The following is a 17499-nucleotide window of genomic DNA, read 5'->3' on the forward strand; positions in this document are numbered from 1 at the left end:
TAATGCCAGTACAGTATCAAGTGTGTTCTATAATGTAATGCCAGTACAGTATCAAGTGTGTTCTATAATGTAATGCCAGTACAGTATCAAAACTAGAATATGCTTAAATGTTTTGATACTAAGTTTTGAAACCTGTTAAAGATAGAAAAACAGCACCAACCCCTATCGGGGTTCTTTCTCATCTTTGGGTAAATATAAATAAATGGTTGTATAGCAAGAGAGTATTAATAAACCCTCATGTGTTATACAACTATTTTTTATACCCATACTTGAGTAAGAACCCCTATCGGTGTCGATACTGTTAAGTTTTGATACTATTTTTTATCCTAAAAAAATCCCACTGTTAAGTAGATACCATTTTTACTATATCTGCTTAACAAGATGTACTTCATAATTGAAGTTAGCTTTCTTTTTTATATTGCTTACAAACCAAAAAATTAAATTCATCTTATTTTTTCTCTTGAAAGTGGATAAAGACTTAATAAGAAGATTTTATAATCATCATACTTTGTTTTTGTATCAATGAAATTTTGTAATTATAATGAAAACTGGTATTCCAATTGTTATTGATAAAAATACTATTGTATTTATTATCATAACTCTTAACGTATTAAACCTTTTATATATCTTTGAAAATAAATAGTCTTGTAGCATAACTATAAAACTATAAATAATTATAAAAAAAGACCCCAAAAAAGCTAGTTTAAAATTTTTCAAAAAAAGCAATGTTAGTATAAATAATTCAATATAGAATATAAAAAAAATTGTTAGGTATTTAACTTTCCCCCCTCTAATTTTATACGAAATATATTTTGCAATCTTAAAACTTAAAAAATTTATTAAAAATAAAACTATAAAAATAAGTATACTTCTTAACACCATATTAGTTATAGCATCATTTCTTATAGGTAGTACAACATTCATATTATTAATATACATGTAGTATGCGGGTTTCACTGAAGGTATTATCAAAACCAAGCAATTAAACATCCATATTAAAATATATTTTAGATAATTATATTTTAATGATTTCACATTAAATCTCCTTATGTTATTTATTTACTTAAAAATATTAACATAAATTTCTAATAAAAAAATAACAAAGTAAATTTATGCCACTAGCGATTTACCATTATCTCTAGTTTATGTTTTGAATTTTTTTGATAACACCAACCCCTGAAATGGCTAATGAAAAAGTTAATATAACTCTTTGTAAATCCACTTATGCGTATTCTACAGATTCGACTGATTCCTCACTATCATCTGCTGTTTGACTTAATATTTCTTTTGATTTTTCATTCATTAATAGTTACACCAATAATTATATTTTTTATAATTCTAAAGTACAATTATTCTGTGACAAATACAAAGCAACAATAATTTATATTAGTGCAAAACTTCTTCGCAAATGAGGCTTTATACGAAGTATTAATCCAAAGTGAAAGATATTTAAATCAATTTATATAAACTAAATTTTCAAATAAAATTAATTTATCATCTTGTTTTAAACAAATTATATCAAGTGCATCATCAATATTTTCTGAAATTAATCCATCATCAAAATATACTTTTCCAGATTCTCCAATTATTACTTTGTACATATTATTTTGCATATCACCAACAACTAAAAACTTTTCTTTAATAAACTCTTCTATATCTAAATCTGTATCATAGCCCCATTTAAAATGAATTGGATTAAAGTATGCTTTATAGATATTTTCTCCAAATTTCAGTGTGTGAATTTTAATATTTATTTCTAAGTCTCCAAATTCTTCTAAAAATTTTTTGACAGATTCAAATACTTCCATTCCAGCATCCTCATAATATTTGATAAAATGCTTTATATTTATTTTTCTTCCACTATACCAACCACTTTTACTTAAAATTTCTTTTGTCTCCATTCTCATTTTAATTTCTCCCAATAATTATATTTTTTGAAGTTCTTCGTATGAAATAGCATTAGTATAATCTTTTTCTATTAAACAATCCCATAAATCATTTTTATTTTCAGCCAATAGTCCATCATCATCATAAAATTTTCCGGATTCCGAAATAAATAGATTGTAATTACCTTTTCCAAATAAACCTATTCTCATTAGTTTTTCATTTATTATTTTCTGAAAGACTAATATCTCTTCATTTTCATATTTTTCATCATAAGAAAAATTTTGAATATCTACTGGTTCATCCGCTGATGGTATTGTAATTTGCTCTTCACTATAAAAGTCATCCTTTTTTTCTGAAAATATCACATTTTTATATTTAATATCCAATAAACCAAACTCTTCAAAAAAACTTCTGAAAGATTCTAAATATTTTATACCTCCTCGCTTAAAATATAAACACCATTCTGTAGCATCTATCTTTCGACCTTCATACCAACCAGCTTCTTCTAATATAACTTGTGATTTTTCATTCATTGTGATTTCCCCCAATAATTATATTTTCTATAATTCTAAAGTACAATTAATCTATGACAACTATAAAGCACCAATGATTTGAAATTAGTAGTTAAGCAAATTTTTGAAATTTTTATGTGCTTTTTTAAATTCATAATATATCGCCTCTAAATTTAAGTATTTTATTAGAGTCTTAGTTTATTATCATATATTGATTTGGTGATTAATTCTAGCAATTCATAGTATCTCTTTTTATATTGTTTGTCGATAAAGCTATTCGCCTTTTGAGGTATTTTAACGCAAAATAGAGCCAGTTACAAGATTTAAGTTCTTGTAACTGGCTCTATTACTTGGTTTATATAAAGTTATTCGCATAATAGAATTTATACGCATAACTATTAAAATTTACGGTTTGTTGGAAATTTGGAAATATATATTTCACAAGTTTGTTTTATACTAATTTTATGAAAGTGAATTCATTATATTTAAAATTAATAAGTATAAAAAGGGGATTTATATGGAAATAACTAAAAAAAGCAAATATTTTGAAAATTTAATAAAGACTATTATTTCTAATTCATGTGCATCTAATTGGGAAGAAGCTGTTGAGGAATGGGATATTGTTGATTGTAAAGAAAGCATAGACAATGAATCGGAATGTATTTGTGGTAAAGAAAACATAAAATACTTATTTGAAATAAAAAATAATAAAAACAATAAATCATTAAGACCTATAGGAAGTTCTTGTATAGAAAAATTTAATAGAAATGATTTGAATGATCTTACTAAAGTAAATGAGAAAATGTTTAAATTGCTACATGCAGTGGAAAAAAACACTTATATTACAATATCTAGTGAATTTTTTAGTAGAAAACTTTTAAAATTTTTATTGGATGAGGGTGCATTCACTGAAAATAAGTATAATAAATTTAATACTGAAAATGATTATAAATTTTTAAAAGATATGTTTAATAAATCTGGAAAAGGTATTTCAAGTTTAGAGAAAAAGAAAATAGATGCGCTTATAGTTGCTGCTATCAAACCATTTTTAAAGCAAAAATTAAAAGATAAAATTATATAATTTTATCTTTTAAAAGAATAAATAAAAATCCCGACAAATATAATTTTACTTGTCGGGATTCTAATTTATATTAATTGGTTATTAGTTGTAATAGATTATCTGGTTTGTCGAAAAATCCTTTTTCTAAAGAATATAGATCTATAGCTTCTTCTTTTTTTAAATTTAAAAATTCTAATATAAAATCTTTTGTCACAATATTATGTTCAATTAGGATTTCAAAAGCTTGTTTAAATAAGTAAGGTCTTTCAATTAACAATATATCATCTAAAGGTTCTTTTTGATAATACCTATACTTTATCATTTGTGATTTTAAATATTTAATTTGATTATCAGTTAATAAATCTATATCTATAATTCTCATGATCATTGCAGAAATAGAAACCTTCCACTTTCTTTTTAATAGAATCAAACTATCAATAGAAGATGTTATAAGTTCTTTGCTAAATGATTCTCTAGGTAATAGAAGTGCTCCTGCAAAAGTATTTGCTTGAAACTCAATGATATCTTTAAGCTTTTCATCTTCCTCAAAATCTTCTTTTGTTAAATTTCTATGGAGAATTAAATGTCCTAATTCATGAGCTAAATCAAATCTAGATCGTACAGCTGAATTTTTATCATCGCCTAAAAAAATATAAGGTATATTATTTTGCCAACATGAAAATGCATCTACTTTTTTTGTTCCTATTTTTAATTTTGTAATTACAAATCCATTTTTTTGAAGTAAGGCAGTTAAATTGCTAAGCGGTTGGTCACCTAATTCCCAATATTCTCTAAGAGTATAAGCTATTTGATCTATTTTTAAAGAATCTAAGCTTTCAATATCATAATTCTTATTAGGAAGTTTTAATGTTGGAAGTTTAAAATATTGTTCTATAAATTCATAGGTGCTATCAATCCAGTTAATTCGAACTTCACAAGCTTTTTTTAGTTTTTGTGTTATATTTTTATTAGATCTAAAATAAACAATATTTTTCTTTTCTTCGATATTTATATTATTTGAAAAGAAGTTAATAGGAAAATCTAATACATTTATTATTTTTAGCATAATATTAAAGCTTGGGTTACTTAATCCTAGCTCATATTGTGATATTGCTTGACTAGATACACCTATTTGTTTAGATAGTTCGCTTAAAGACATGCTACGAGCGATTCTAGCTTCTTTTATTTTATTAGGGAAATATCGTCCAGATGTATCCTTAAATTTGAGTATTCTCATTTAAATTCACCATCCTGATTTTTTAATTAGTGTAAGATGCGGTAATCTTTTTTAAATCAATTATATTTTCTTCTATAAGTTTTTCTGTTTCAGGAGTATTTGCAGTTCCTAGAATAACAGTTTTATATTCATCTAGTCCATTAAATGTATCTATAGATGATTTTAAATATTGATCTGGTATAGCAAATCTTAAATAAGAGATTCCTAATTCATCAATATCAAATTCAATAATCATAAAGATACGTTTATTTTTAGGTATATCTGTTGGAGTTATAAAAAATGAAACTTGTTGAGAATATGGACTATTATTTTGAGCTTCTTCTTTTAAATAATTTGAGGCATTATTACGATATTCTTGTTTAGAACCTTTTTTTATAGTTAACTTAGTATTCTCATCTGTTAAAAAAAGAGCTCTATTACAGCCGTTTACTTTTTTTAATTCACTTTCAAAAGGAAATGCTGTTGGTAAGTGATCAGTTTCAAATTGTCTTTTTATAAAAGAATTGAAAATTCTTGTTTTGTTTTCTTTAAATGATTCAGAGTTTGTATAACTCGTATAATCAGTTAAAAAACGCGAAAAAGTTGTTGTTCCAATATACATAATTTTATAAAGACTATCACGTGCATCTTTATTTATTAAATTGATTACTTGAATAGTAGATTCCATAAATTTTACCTTCTTTCAATGTTAATTAAGTATTAATTATAACATTTAATTTTCTATAAAAGAATCTCTTATCAAGTTTTTTTTCTTTTTTATAGTTTTTTATCAAGTATAATTGCTAATTTAATATATTTCAAATGTAAAATTTGTTATATAGAGATAGTTTATCCAATTTAATATAATTTAGTTCTTAGTATATTATCATTATTAATGATAAATAAAATAAAAGCCCAAGCAAAAGTCTTACAACTTGCTTGGGCTTTTATTGACACTTTAAACAGTTGGCTAAAACTGTATAGTAATACAATCTCTACTGAATAAAATAATGTTAACATGAAATTTTTTATTATTCAAACTATTTTAAATAAGTGGCATACATAAATCCACCATGCTCTCCATAATAAGTTGACCACCAATCGCCTACTTTGCCAGCAAGTTTAATTTTATCTCCTGCTTTAACTTTACCTATTATCTCATAGTTTGTTCCTGCTCCACTTCTAACATTTAAAGTAGTTGCGGTTACTGTTGCATAATCACCTGCTTCTAAAGTATGAATTTTTTCTGCGCATGGAATATAAACACCAGTATTAAATACATCAAGGTCAGTTGTTCCTGTAAAGTTTCCATTATCAGCATATTGCCATCCTGTTAAATCGTTTCCCCATGCTGTGCTAGTTGATGGATTATCTACTCCATACTCAGCAAGCCATAAACCATACTTTCTAAGGCTTGCATCTAAGTAGTCATTAGCAAAGCTAAGGTTAGTATAAATTAATGGATAGTGACCTGTTTGGTTCGTTATTTCAGTAGCAAAGTCATGAATACATTTATTTATTGTTGCAGCACATTGATTATCAGTGATTTCGATATCGATTGCTATTCTACAGTTATAATCTAAGTTTGATATTTTACTTAATAAGAATCTAGCTTGTACTGCTCCATCATCATAAGAATGTATGAAGTGATAGAATCCTATATCAAGACCTGCATCTTTAGCTTTATTATAGTTTTGCATAAGTAATGGATCTGTATAAGTTTGTCCTTCTGTAGCTTTTATATAGCAAACTTTAATGCCTGCATCTTTTGCCTCGTGTAAATCAATAGTTCCTTGGTAGTTTGATATGTCTATTCCTTTAATATTCATCATTGTAAGTTCCTTCTTTCATTTATTTATTTTGTATGTCGTATGTCTGACAATGTCAGACGGTAATAATTATTAGGTTTTATATATTTAGGCAATAAAAAAAGAGCCTTCAAGCTCTATCGTTTCACTGCCAGTATTTGATTTTATTTTTGTAGGTGTGGTGTAGTTGGGTTATTTAATACTCCGAGTGTTACGCCAATACTACATATAGCGTTTATTATAATCATTACTTTTTGATTATCTACAAGCATTCCAAGATTATTTAAAATCAATAGAATAGCTCCTGCTATGGCTATAATAGTTCCTGTGTTTTTTAATCTGTTTAATATTTCTTTGATAATTTTCATTTGTTTTTATCCTTCTTTCTTTTAATTTATTTAATAACAAAATGATTTTGTATCATCCATACGAAAAACCCAAGTAAAAACCCTGCAAGTGTCATACATAAATATTTAACCGTACTTGTTAGGCTTTCTACAGATTTGCATAAGTTCTTTAAATCATTTCTAGTTTCTTGTGTATCTTGTATCTGCTCTATTATCTTTTCTTCGAGTTTACTTATATGCTCTTCATTAATTTTAATTTTTTCTTTATGAGTTTCTAATATTAATTTTAAATTTTCATCATTCATTTTTCAGTCCTATTCCTTTATGCTAGTATTGTATAAACTATATTTCCATATCCACGCCAATAGGGACTTGTCTCAATTCGTGGGTTAAACGCCATTACACTAACTTTTATAGTGAAGGTTAGATTATCCCTATTATCTTCAAGTAATTCAACATCATAAGAATTTAAGCAATCTGTAGGGTTCTCGCTAAGTATATTACCAAGCCAATAAGCTATTTTATAATCTTTACCTTTAAAAATTTGAGGAACTGTTATAGTTCGGCTATCTCCACTGCGAACCTTTGTTATAGAATCATGATAATAAAGTGAATGGTATGCATGATTACTACCATCAGCATTATAATAAAAGCCATCTTTACTTATTATGCATTTAGCACCATTTGAAAATTCCATATCAAGTTCATCTTTAGTTATTGATAAAGGAGTAGTATCACCAATCTTAAAATCAAATTCATTCATCTTTTCCGTAAATGAAGAACTAACCTCATCACTGCTAACTTTGGTTGATATTTCATTTGATAATTCTTTTATGCTGCTAGATGTATTATCTTCTGAATTTTTGACAGTTGATGTTATTTGGTCCTTTAATTGAACTATAGAAGAATTAAAAGTTTCGCTTGATACCTTGTTAGATATTTCACTTGCGGTCTCTTCTCTAACACTTTTAATGTTTTCATTAAGATTAGTTACACTATCCTTTATTTGAGTTGACGTTTGATCTCTAACGCTTTGAATATTTCCATCTATGCTTTTAACAGTATTCTTAATTTCATCAGCACTTTGGATTTTATAAGACTCAAAAGAATCACCACTTACTTTGGTTTCGAGTTCACTACCTATACTTACAATTTCAATTTTATTTGAATTAGTTTGCTCTATAACATTACTAACGCAGCTTATTGAAGTTGTTGCGTCATTATTTAAATCAAAAGTACTTTTAAACGGATAGTCTAAATCTAAATTTATAGATACTATTTCATGTTTATTATCATAAGATAGTGCATTGTTGATTGCTCTTACAGGTGTATATAACTTTAAAGATTCAAAATTATTATTTATATAACTAAGGTCTAAACTTGTTAGTTGTATTTCATCAGCATCTATTTTAACCTGCGTAAAAATAGCTTTAGCTTTATTAAGTAAGTTTTGAGGAATCGTTACATCTTGCCACTCCATTACTTTCTCAATAACTCCGTATTTAGCGATTAAGTCAGCATCTTCTACAAAGTTTAAATTATTATTTACTGAGGTTATATCTATACGATTCTTTCCAAATGGAATTACTCTAGTAAAAATATTAGTATTGCTATCATTGATATTTATAGAATCCATATTTACTCCAACTGAAATGTTATGAGTCTTTTTAATAGGACTCTCTGATAAGAAATCTAAATAGTTTAAACCATTTTCATTTCTTATAATTAAGTAACCATTATGTCTATCAACTATTCTACTTATAATTACACTTAAACTTGATTCAAAATTAACCTTAATAAAAACTGCATCATCAAACTCTATATTACCAAGAAAGATTTGCTTTTCCTTACTAACTTTTGAGTTATGGTTATCTAATACATCTTTTAAAAACATTTTAACTGTTGCATTTGGAATTGCATAACTTGGTGCTTTCTCAGGGACTTCTAAGGGATGATACTCCCACTTACCAGTATTAGTGTCATTAAAGTAGTTTAAAACACTCTCACAAGTGATTACATTAGCAAATTCACCTGTACTATCCATAGATGCTTGACTCGATAAAACTCTACCTTCAAAAACTGTAGTATTATCTTTAGTATTAATTACTTTTATATAATCTAAGTATTTCTTAAGTTTATTAAAATAATTAGAGTTAAAAGGTAAAGCGATAGTTAATATATCAGCTTGATTCTTTTGATATTTAATTATTTTTGATAAACATATAATTTCATTATTTAATTTATGAAAAACTTTAAACATATTGCTCCAATCTTAAATTAAGTAGATGATAATCTACTTATATATATTTTTCACTTTAGTTATTAAGAAATCCAAGTGGGCTTTTTGCTACCTCATTTTTAGTAACTTTAACTTTTGGATCTGTTTCTTTATTTATAGATGTATTATCTTTAATATCAGCTACTGGATTAGCTGCAACTGTAGAATTTATATTTGTAGTATTACTATTTTCAACTTTTGGAATAGATTTAATAGGCTCAGCTACTGGATTCATATCTTCTCCAGTAATTTCTTTATATTGTTCTTTTGTAAGAGCACCTTCTTCAACTAATTCTTTAAGCTGTGCTTTGCTTGTATAACCCCATCCATAAAATTCTTTCCACTCTTCAAATGTCATTTAAATTCCTTCTTTCAATAATTATTTATTATTTTTTTAATTGTTGATTAACCAAAATAGATGCTAATGTTTTATTTTGCTCTTTTAAAGTATCTATTTCTTTTTGATTCTTTATATTTTGAATGATAAGACTACTTAAAGTTTTTCCAAGTTGTTTATTTTGGTTTTGACTTTTTATATTCTCAATCATTAAATTTGTTGAAACTGCTCCAAGTTGTTTGTTTTTATTTTCATTTTGAATATTAGTTATCATAAGATTTGAAACGCTATGACCTAAAGCCATTAATTGAGTACTGCTAGAACTTCTCATATCATTTATACTCGGACTCCAACTTGAAGCTTTTTCACCCTCTGAATACATACACCACATAACGGTTGTGTCTGAAGAGCCATGGGTGTTATATAACGCAGCTTGATAGCAGTTATTTCCTACAGAATCTTGACTCACTGTAAATGTTATAGATGCTAGATAATGACCGCTACCTACTTCTATAATTTGACTATTACTTTTATTGAAATCAACTACATTAGCAGAAGTTTTTTGATACCAAGTACCAATATAAAAGTTAGGAATTGTAGATTTAACAAGCATAGTTATAGTATATACTCTACCTAGAATTAACGGTTTATTAGTTGAAGTAACATAGTTATAACCACCGTTAGGACAGTTGATACCTCCATTAATTTCGTAATAATTAGATTTATCTACTAAATTAATCCCCCCTGTTGCAGTATAAGAGTTCTCAGATATTTTCTGTGTATACTCAGATAAACTTTTATTTTGAAACTTTAAATCGGAATAAACGCTATTAGTATCTAAAATAAGATTATTATTGCTATCTACATTTATAGCTTCATTACTTGAAAAATAAATAGAATTGCTATCTGATTTTAAAAAAGTAGTAGTTTCTAAACCACCTTGTACTATAGTTTGTCCAAGTAATTTACCATCGGTAGTGGAATCACCAGAATTAATATTTATATTATTATTAGCATCTAAATAAATTGAAGCTGCACCATTTAATAATAATTGCCCTGAATTAATCCCAGCACTATTGCTACCATTTGATACTACTACTGCTCCGCTTAACGTTCCACCTGTAAGTGGTAAGGCTTTAGTTTTATTAATTTCATCTATTAAACTATTTGCTGTATTAACAGCTTGAGTAGCGTTTGAACTTGCGGTATTAGCTTTACTTACGGCTGTATTTGCATTAGAACTAGCTGAATTAGCTGTGTTTACGGCTTCGTTAATATTTGATTCAGCATTTTCAGCTAAATTTTGTACAACAGTTATATTATCATTTAAAGTATTAACTTCATCATTGACTAATGTAAGTCCATTTGCTAATGCTCCACGAACATCTTTACCGTAAATGGCTGTATTTATTTTATCAATTTCATTTAATATATTAGCCATTAAATCATCTCCTTTTCAAAGTTTATTTGAATTGTAGTATTGTGGTTAGATTCTAAAATTTTAATTTCATTATCTCCATTCTTTAGAATAAGTCCATTTAAAATATTTTCCCCTGCCTGTAGCTTAAAAGTTTTATTATTTAAAGTTATAGTTATATCAGAATCAACTAATAGATTAGGATTAACATCAATTCCTTTATTGAAAATACTAATAATATCATTAGTATTTACAGTCCATTTAGCTATTTCGGATATTCCGTTAATAAAATTAAATTTATCCCAAATATAATCACCATAAGAACCAACTTTTAAACTTGGATTACATATAAAAGTAACTGTAAATTTACCATAATTTATAAAGCTATCTAAAGTACTTATCTCTGTACATTGCCCAGTATAAAATCCATTAATATAATTGAAAATCAGTTTGTCTTTAGCACCGCATAGTAGCCATGAACTCATTTCACTAAACTTAGTATATAAATCTTCTTGTCCATCACTAATATAATTAAAATCAACTGTAATAGTTCTATCGGAATATGTTTTAAGTCCACCTGTTACAACGGTACTAAAATCAAAAGTACCATTACAATATGGTACTTTCTCAGTTATTAAATTAGGCTTTGGTGTTCCGATATTAACTTTAATAATTCCAAGTTTAAAATCTTCTGAACTTCTATTATTGAATTCTAAATATTTCATATTAAAGTCCTCTCAATCTTTTTTGTAGTTCTATTTCTTTTCCATTCATTCTATTTTGATAATCATTGCTCGCATAAGCTATTTCTTTTCCATTAAGAATTACCTTTAAATTAATTTCTTTATCAGTATTATTATTTTTAAACGCTTCATGAACCTTTTCCCCAATTTCAGTAGCAACTTTATCAATAATAGAATTTATATCAATATTATTTTTATTACCACTATTTGAAATATTATTTAAGTTAGAGTTTGAAGCTATACTTGATAGCTCACTTAAAGAATTTAAATTATTATTTAAACTACCAATTGAGGCAAATGAAGTTGTTTTATTTTTCATATTAGATAAAGTCTTTGGCATAGAAGCAAATGACATAGGTATTGCTCTGTGATTCACATTTAAATTGGAATTTTTATTTATATCTATATTGGGTAAAACTACATGTAGTCCAATTACTGAGGCAACTTTATGTCCAATATTTGAAGCTATACTTGTTACTTTATTAAAAGCACTAAATATTCCACTAATAATACTAGATATAAAATTAACTGCTCCTTGTATAATGCTAATAATAGAATTCCAAACGCTTGAACATATTTCCTTCATTCCATTAAATACACTACTGAATATTTCTTTAATTCCATTCCAAGCTTGGGACCAATTCCCTGTAAATACACCAACTATAAAATCAGTTAATCCTCTAAACACGCCTGTTATCATATGTATAATACCAGTAGCGATTCCCAAGAAACCTTTTATTATAGTTCCAATAAGACTAAATGCAAATTTAAAAGTAGCAACAAAATTTCCTTTTAAGAAACCTATAAATACTGATAACACTTGTTTTATTCCATTAAACACTATATCAAAAATTGGTTTTAATGCTTTAATAATAACTGATACAGCTCCTGTAGTTTCTTCAAAATTAGATTTGAACATACCACTAAAGAAGTCTATAAATCCTTTGAAAACAAATTCAATTCCTTTCCAAATGGCACCTATAACAATTGCAAAACCTTTTATAAGAAATTTTAATACTCCTATTTCTGCACTCCACATTGGTTTAAATACTCCTGATAAGAAGCTACTAAATGTAGTAAATATATATTTTATAGTTGTCCAAACACTTGATACTGCTATTCCAAACTTACTTAAAGGTTCTTTTAGATTAGTTATTAAAGTACTCCATAACGGTTTAAATACACTTGATAAAAAACTCATAAAACCTTTGAATATAGTTGTTATTACACTCCATATTGAAGTAACAACTTCACTAAATACCTTTATAGCTACTTTTAAACTACTCATAATTGACTGCCAAATAGGCCCGAAAATACTTGATAAGAAAGTTATACAAGTTTTAAAAGCTTTTATAATAATAGAAAAAGCTTCGTTTACTCCGTCTCTAAATACTTTACAATGTTTATAAGCTTCGTAAAACGCTACACCTAATGCGACAAGTCCAGCTACTATAAGAATAATAGGGTTAGCCATCATAATTCCCCATAAAAGTTTCATTGTTTCTCCTGCTTTTGAAGCTACGCTTTTAATACCACCAAGAACCTTACCAAATTGGCTATAAGATTTTGTAACACCACCAACTACATGGTCAGTTTTAGTAAAGAATTTAACTGATCTGGATAAACCTTTTCCAAGTAATCCAAGTCCACCAGTAACTTTGCTTAAAATTCCTGTAAATAAGGTAAATGTAATAATTCCTATACCTATATCAGTGATTAATTTTAATTGTTTTGGTGATAACGAAGAAATACTTGTAGCTATTTTACTTAATCCTGAACTAATATGTGCAATGATTGGAGTTAATGCTCCACCAAGTTTTATAGCTGCATTTTGAAGTTGAATTAAACTTTTATGAAGTTTAAACCCAGCGGTTTCAGAAATCTTTTTAAATGCTATATTTGTGTCATTCCCTGTTTTATTCATAGTTTCAAGCGTATCATTAAAAGTTTTTGAACTAACTTTAACTAAATCCATTGCAGCGGTTCCACCTCTGATATTTCCAAACATATCATTTAATCCTTTGCCACTTTTCTCAGCATGAATTTTTAACATTTGTAAGACATCACCAACGGTTTTTCCACTTGTAATTAATCCCTTAAACCCTTGACCTGTAAGTTTTCGTAAAATTAAATCAGATTTAGAACCACTTTTCCCTAATTCATTTAACATCCCCTTTATATCAGTTCCTGCTGTTGCAGTATTTATTCCCTGCTTTGTTAAAAGAACAAATGCTGTTGATAGTTGCTGTAGATTTACACCAGTTGCAGCAGCTATTGGAATAACCGCACCCATACTACTAGAAAGTTCATTTACTGTAGTTTTTCCAAGATTTTGAGTACGGATTAAATCATTACTGATTCTTCCGACATCGCTAGCTTTAAGACCATAAGCATTTAAAATTGTTGTTAATACATCGACCGAATGTCCAGTATCAGTAAAGCCAGCTTCTGCGAGTTCTGTAGCTTGTGAAACGAAATGCATAGCATCACCAGTATTTACACTTGCTGAAATAGCTTGATATGCACTTTCAGAAATTTCTGTTGCTGATACTCCTGTTTGGTTGGATAATGCGAGAATAGAACTTCTGAAAGTTCCCATACTAACTTTTGAAGTATCTGCAATTGTACTAAGTTTTGCTAACGCTGTTCCAAATTTAACTGAGGCATATCCCGCATAACCACCTATTGCAAGAAGTCCAAAACTTAAAGGTCTTAAACTTCGTGAAACATTTCCACTAACTGAACTAACTTTCCCCATACTTGAACTAAAAGCATCTATATGTCTTGTTTTAAATGCAAGATTTGCTTCATTAAGACTAGCTGTTGTCCTTAGCATACTAGTTTCCATATTATTAGCTTTAATAGTTGCTGTAGCCATTTTAGCATTTGTTCTATCAAGTGATGTTCCAAGTGCTCTATATTCTACATTTAATTCTAAAATTGTAGCATCTAAGGCTTCAACCTCAGAACTTTCAGCTCCATATTCACTTAAAGCTTCTTTTCTTTCATTATTTAAGTCAGCAAGTGAAACTTCACAAGCTTTTTGTGCTTCTGCTAGTTTTAATTGGTCTTCGCTTAAAACAGTTATATATTCTTTTTGTTCTCCAAGTATTGCAGTTTGTCCTTCTAACCTTGAAGATAATAAGTCTACTTGAGAAGATAGAGCATCGCTACTACTGCCAAATAATCTAGCTTGTTCACTTGCTAAGTTCAAACTACTATCTACCTCTTTTAAGCTATTTGTCATTGCTCTCATTGAAGCTTGAAATTCACTTGAATTTGCATTGATTTTTACACTAGCACTAGCCATAATTTTCTCCTTTCTTTAAAAGTTAAATTTAATTTTCAATATCTGATTTTTCTTTTGGTTTTCGATTTACAATAAAATCAAAATAATCTAAAAAATTAATAAAATTTATGTTTTCATTCATATCTTGAAAGCTATTTCCACTTTGAGTACCGTAATCATATATTGAATAAATAATATCTTTTAAATATTCTTTGTTTTGTATAGTTGCATCAGAATCTTCATAACCATTATTTTTATCATAATCATCAAAAGCCGACTTTTCTCTTATGTTTTCTTTTTTATCTAAAGATCCAAAGATTTTAATTAATTTATGATCTATATTTTCATGTAAATAATTAAATAGAACTGTTGTATATTCATCAACTTCATTTGAGCTAACATTTTTAAGAATTTGTGATACTGAAATTTTATTGTTTAAAAAACTATATAAAAAATAAGCTTGAGCATTGAGTAACTCAAACTTATTTGTATTAGTTTTTAAAATATCAGAAAGTTCTAAATAAGCTATTACATTTTTACCTTTAATAACTTCTGTATATAATTTATAGTTTTTATTCTTTATATTTATATCCATGTATCAAGCCTTAAAGAGAGTCCGTTAAAACTTTCATTTTATTTGTTGTTTTATCATTTATATATTTTTGGATTTCAACTACATAAATATTTATATCCCAAATATTCACGCTTTCTAATAGCTCTGCTGCTGTAAATTTTTTTTCAAATGCCTCTATTATAAAATCACACATATCATCAAAATCTTTAACTGTATATTCTACTTTAGTTTCTTCTTTTTTTAGAAGCATATCTTTTACAACTAAAAACTTTCGATAAACATCACCTTTAATTTCTCCAAGTTGAAACGTTTTTTGCTCTTTATTTTTCATTATTTTAATATTCATACTAAAATTACTTCCTTTCATTTTTTATTCTTTAAAATCTATAAAAGAGTTATAGAAATTAATCATATAACTCTTTTAACATTTTATTTATTTTTAAATAATTAGGCTGTTACAGGCTTTGAAATTACTAATGGATTAATAATATCACTTCTAATTTGTACTTTGCTAGACCATGTAGCAATAGCTGCTTTAGCATCTGTATCACCTTCTAATAAATATTGCTCATTAACAGAAATATAGTAATCACCTGTTTTAACCATCGGTGTACAAGTTCCTTTAATTTTAATTGTTTCATCTTTTTCTTTATCAGCTAAAGTTTTAAAACTTTTACCTTCTGTTTCAAATACTACATCATACATCTGATAAAATTCATATAAACCTTTTGTATTTTTAATTCTAAAAGAAATAGCTGTTTGATTTGCTGTATCTTGACTATTTGTAGCCAGAATACCATTTATAAGTTTTTTACCAAGTATAGTAGATTGCATCATTGGACTTAAAGCATTAACTTCTAATTCTAATGATACCCCAGTAATTGAAGTATTTACGCTTTCTATTACATCATTTGAGTAATACGTAGTAGTTGTTACCTTCTCCGTTAATTTCCCAGATATCGCTCTTGCAAGCTCAACTGTATTACTAACAGAATAAATAGAAGCATCATTTTGAAAAACACTAGCTAAAAATATATCTTTAAATCCAACTGCTCTTTCATTTTCAATAGTATTTGTTATAGAATCTGCCATAATATTACCTTCCTTCACTTTTAAAATTCTTTAGTTATTCTAACTCTAATGACTTTATGATATAAGTTTTTTTCAGATTCAAATAAATCTTTACAATTTATAAAAATAAAATCATTCGCTATTAATATTTTAATTATTTTATTTTTTATATCCTCTAAGTTTGAATAACCCCATAAATCTACTTGGATGCTATGTTTCATAGAATACAATTTATCATCCATGTAATTATTACCGAGCATATTATACTCAAAGAACGTTATATGATTTTCTTTACTTCCCGTAAACCAACCATAACTTACTGGAGCTATATCAGCTAATAACGAAATTATTATTTCATTTATAGTTTTTTTATCCATAAAATCAAGCTCCTAGCTTCTTATTAATTAACTCGGCATATTTTTCTTCTGCAATTCCATTAAATTCCCCCTCACTATTTTCAAGTGCAGGTTGTAAAAATGGGTGTGGTGCATGTTCCGATGTTCCATATTCCTCGAATTTAGCATAAAAATATGGACTTGTATCAGATTTCTCCCATCCGACTATAGCTGTTTGACCTTTAACTTTTAAAGGAATAGCATTCGCCATATGTTCAGGAGGTTGACTTCTAAATTGACCACTTTTATTCCATCTTCCAGAATTCATATGGTCCAACGAAATTGGAGCTAATTCTTTAGCATTTGCTTGAACTAGCCCACCACATTCTTTCACTATTTTTTTATTTACTATCAACGCTTCTTCTTGACTTCCAAGTTCTTCAAATTCTTTAATAAGTTCTGTTAATCCCTGTGCTTCAAAACTAAAACTACTCATAAGCAATAGCTACAATCACTATATATTCTTTTGGATATCTATATTGGTCTACGCTCACAACCGTATACTTCACCTTATTAAATTCAATTATTATATTCTTAATACTTTCATCAGATAATAATTCAATGG

General features: G+C 27.2%; 18 protein-coding genes. 1 reads left to right on the plus strand and 17 read right to left on the minus strand.

Annotated features, from left to right (window positions below; all coding sequences use genetic code 11):
* Positions 1–1454: 1454 nt before the first annotated feature.
* Entirely contained in the window at positions 1455–1907 is a 453-nt protein-coding gene (locus Q0V15_RS06685) for an SUKH-3 domain-containing protein (RefSeq protein WP_297437261.1), read from the minus strand.
* Between the two features lie 18 nt (positions 1908–1925).
* A complete protein-coding gene (locus Q0V15_RS06690) occupies positions 1926–2420 on the minus strand; it encodes an SUKH-3 domain-containing protein (RefSeq protein WP_297437263.1) in 495 nt (164 codons plus the stop codon).
* 496 nt (positions 2421–2916) lie between these two features.
* Between Q0V15_RS06690 and Q0V15_RS06695 the strand changes: the two genes are divergently transcribed.
* Positions 2917–3480, plus strand: coding sequence for a hypothetical protein (locus tag Q0V15_RS06695; RefSeq protein ID WP_297437265.1), 564 nt, complete (start codon positions 2917–2919; stop codon positions 3478–3480).
* Between the two features lie 70 nt (positions 3481–3550).
* On the opposite strand, the gene Q0V15_RS06700 is transcribed toward Q0V15_RS06695, so the two are convergent.
* From Q0V15_RS06700 to Q0V15_RS06770, 15 genes are all read right to left on the minus strand, one after another.
* Entirely contained in the window at positions 3551–4696 is a 1146-nt protein-coding gene (locus tag Q0V15_RS06700; protein ID WP_297437267.1) for an XRE family transcriptional regulator, read from the minus strand.
* Positions 4697–4718: 22 nt separating this feature from the next.
* Positions 4719–5363 carry a hypothetical protein gene (locus Q0V15_RS06705; protein ID WP_297437269.1) on the minus strand — a complete coding sequence of 215 codons (645 nt, stop codon included), beginning with the start codon at positions 5361–5363 and terminating at the stop codon, positions 4719–4721.
* Positions 5364–5715: 352 nt separating this feature from the next.
* On the minus strand, positions 5716–6507 hold the full coding sequence (locus Q0V15_RS06710; RefSeq protein ID WP_297437271.1) for a GH25 family lysozyme: 792 nt from the start codon (positions 6505–6507) through the stop codon (positions 5716–5718).
* A 140-nt stretch (positions 6508–6647) separates the two neighbouring features.
* Positions 6648–6851, minus strand: coding sequence for a hypothetical protein (locus tag Q0V15_RS06715; RefSeq protein WP_297436859.1), 204 nt, complete (start codon positions 6849–6851; stop codon positions 6648–6650).
* A gap of 26 nt (positions 6852–6877) precedes the next feature.
* A complete protein-coding gene (locus Q0V15_RS06720) occupies positions 6878–7135 on the minus strand; it encodes a hypothetical protein (protein ID WP_297436857.1) in 258 nt (85 codons plus the stop codon).
* A gap of 17 nt (positions 7136–7152) precedes the next feature.
* Positions 7153–9090 (minus strand): phage tail protein, encoded by a 1938-nt coding sequence (locus tag Q0V15_RS06725; protein WP_297437273.1) that lies wholly within the window; start codon positions 9088–9090, stop codon positions 7153–7155.
* 55 nt (positions 9091–9145) lie between these two features.
* Entirely contained in the window at positions 9146–9466 is a 321-nt protein-coding gene (locus tag Q0V15_RS06730) for an XkdX family protein (RefSeq protein ID WP_297437275.1), read from the minus strand.
* Between the two features lie 28 nt (positions 9467–9494).
* Positions 9495–10886: an alanine-zipper protein gene (locus Q0V15_RS06735; RefSeq protein ID WP_297437277.1), complete on the minus strand. Its 1392-nt coding sequence runs from the start codon at positions 10884–10886 to the stop codon at positions 9495–9497.
* Entirely contained in the window at positions 10886–11587 is a 702-nt protein-coding gene (locus Q0V15_RS06740) for a distal tail protein Dit (RefSeq protein WP_297437279.1), read from the minus strand. Before Q0V15_RS06740 ends, Q0V15_RS06735 begins: the two co-directional genes overlap by 1 nt.
* Before the next feature lies 1 nt (position 11588).
* Positions 11589–14915, minus strand: coding sequence for a phage tail tape measure protein (locus Q0V15_RS06745; protein ID WP_297437281.1), 3327 nt, complete (start codon positions 14913–14915; stop codon positions 11589–11591).
* 28 nt (positions 14916–14943) lie between these two features.
* Entirely contained in the window at positions 14944–15489 is a 546-nt protein-coding gene (locus tag Q0V15_RS06750) for a phage tail assembly chaperone G (protein ID WP_297437283.1), read from the minus strand.
* Positions 15490–15499: 10 nt separating this feature from the next.
* Positions 15500–15814 (minus strand): phage tail assembly chaperone G, encoded by a 315-nt coding sequence (locus tag Q0V15_RS06755; protein ID WP_297437285.1) that lies wholly within the window; start codon positions 15812–15814, stop codon positions 15500–15502.
* 101 nt (positions 15815–15915) lie between these two features.
* Complete coding sequence (locus Q0V15_RS06760) at positions 15916–16560, minus strand: major tail protein (RefSeq protein WP_297437286.1); 645 nt, start codon at positions 16558–16560, stop codon at positions 15916–15918.
* Positions 16561–16580: 20 nt separating this feature from the next.
* Positions 16581–16916, minus strand: coding sequence for a hypothetical protein (locus Q0V15_RS06765; protein WP_297437288.1), 336 nt, complete (start codon positions 16914–16916; stop codon positions 16581–16583).
* Between the two features lie 4 nt (positions 16917–16920).
* Positions 16921–17370, minus strand: a complete 450-nt coding sequence (locus tag Q0V15_RS06770; RefSeq protein WP_297437289.1) for an HK97-gp10 family putative phage morphogenesis protein — start codon at positions 17368–17370, stop codon at positions 16921–16923.
* Between the last annotated feature and the right edge of the window lie 129 nt (positions 17371–17499).

It is taken from the genome of uncultured Clostridium sp., assembly GCF_947036855.1.
Lineage (GTDB): Bacteria > Bacillota > Clostridia > Clostridiales > Clostridiaceae > Sarcina.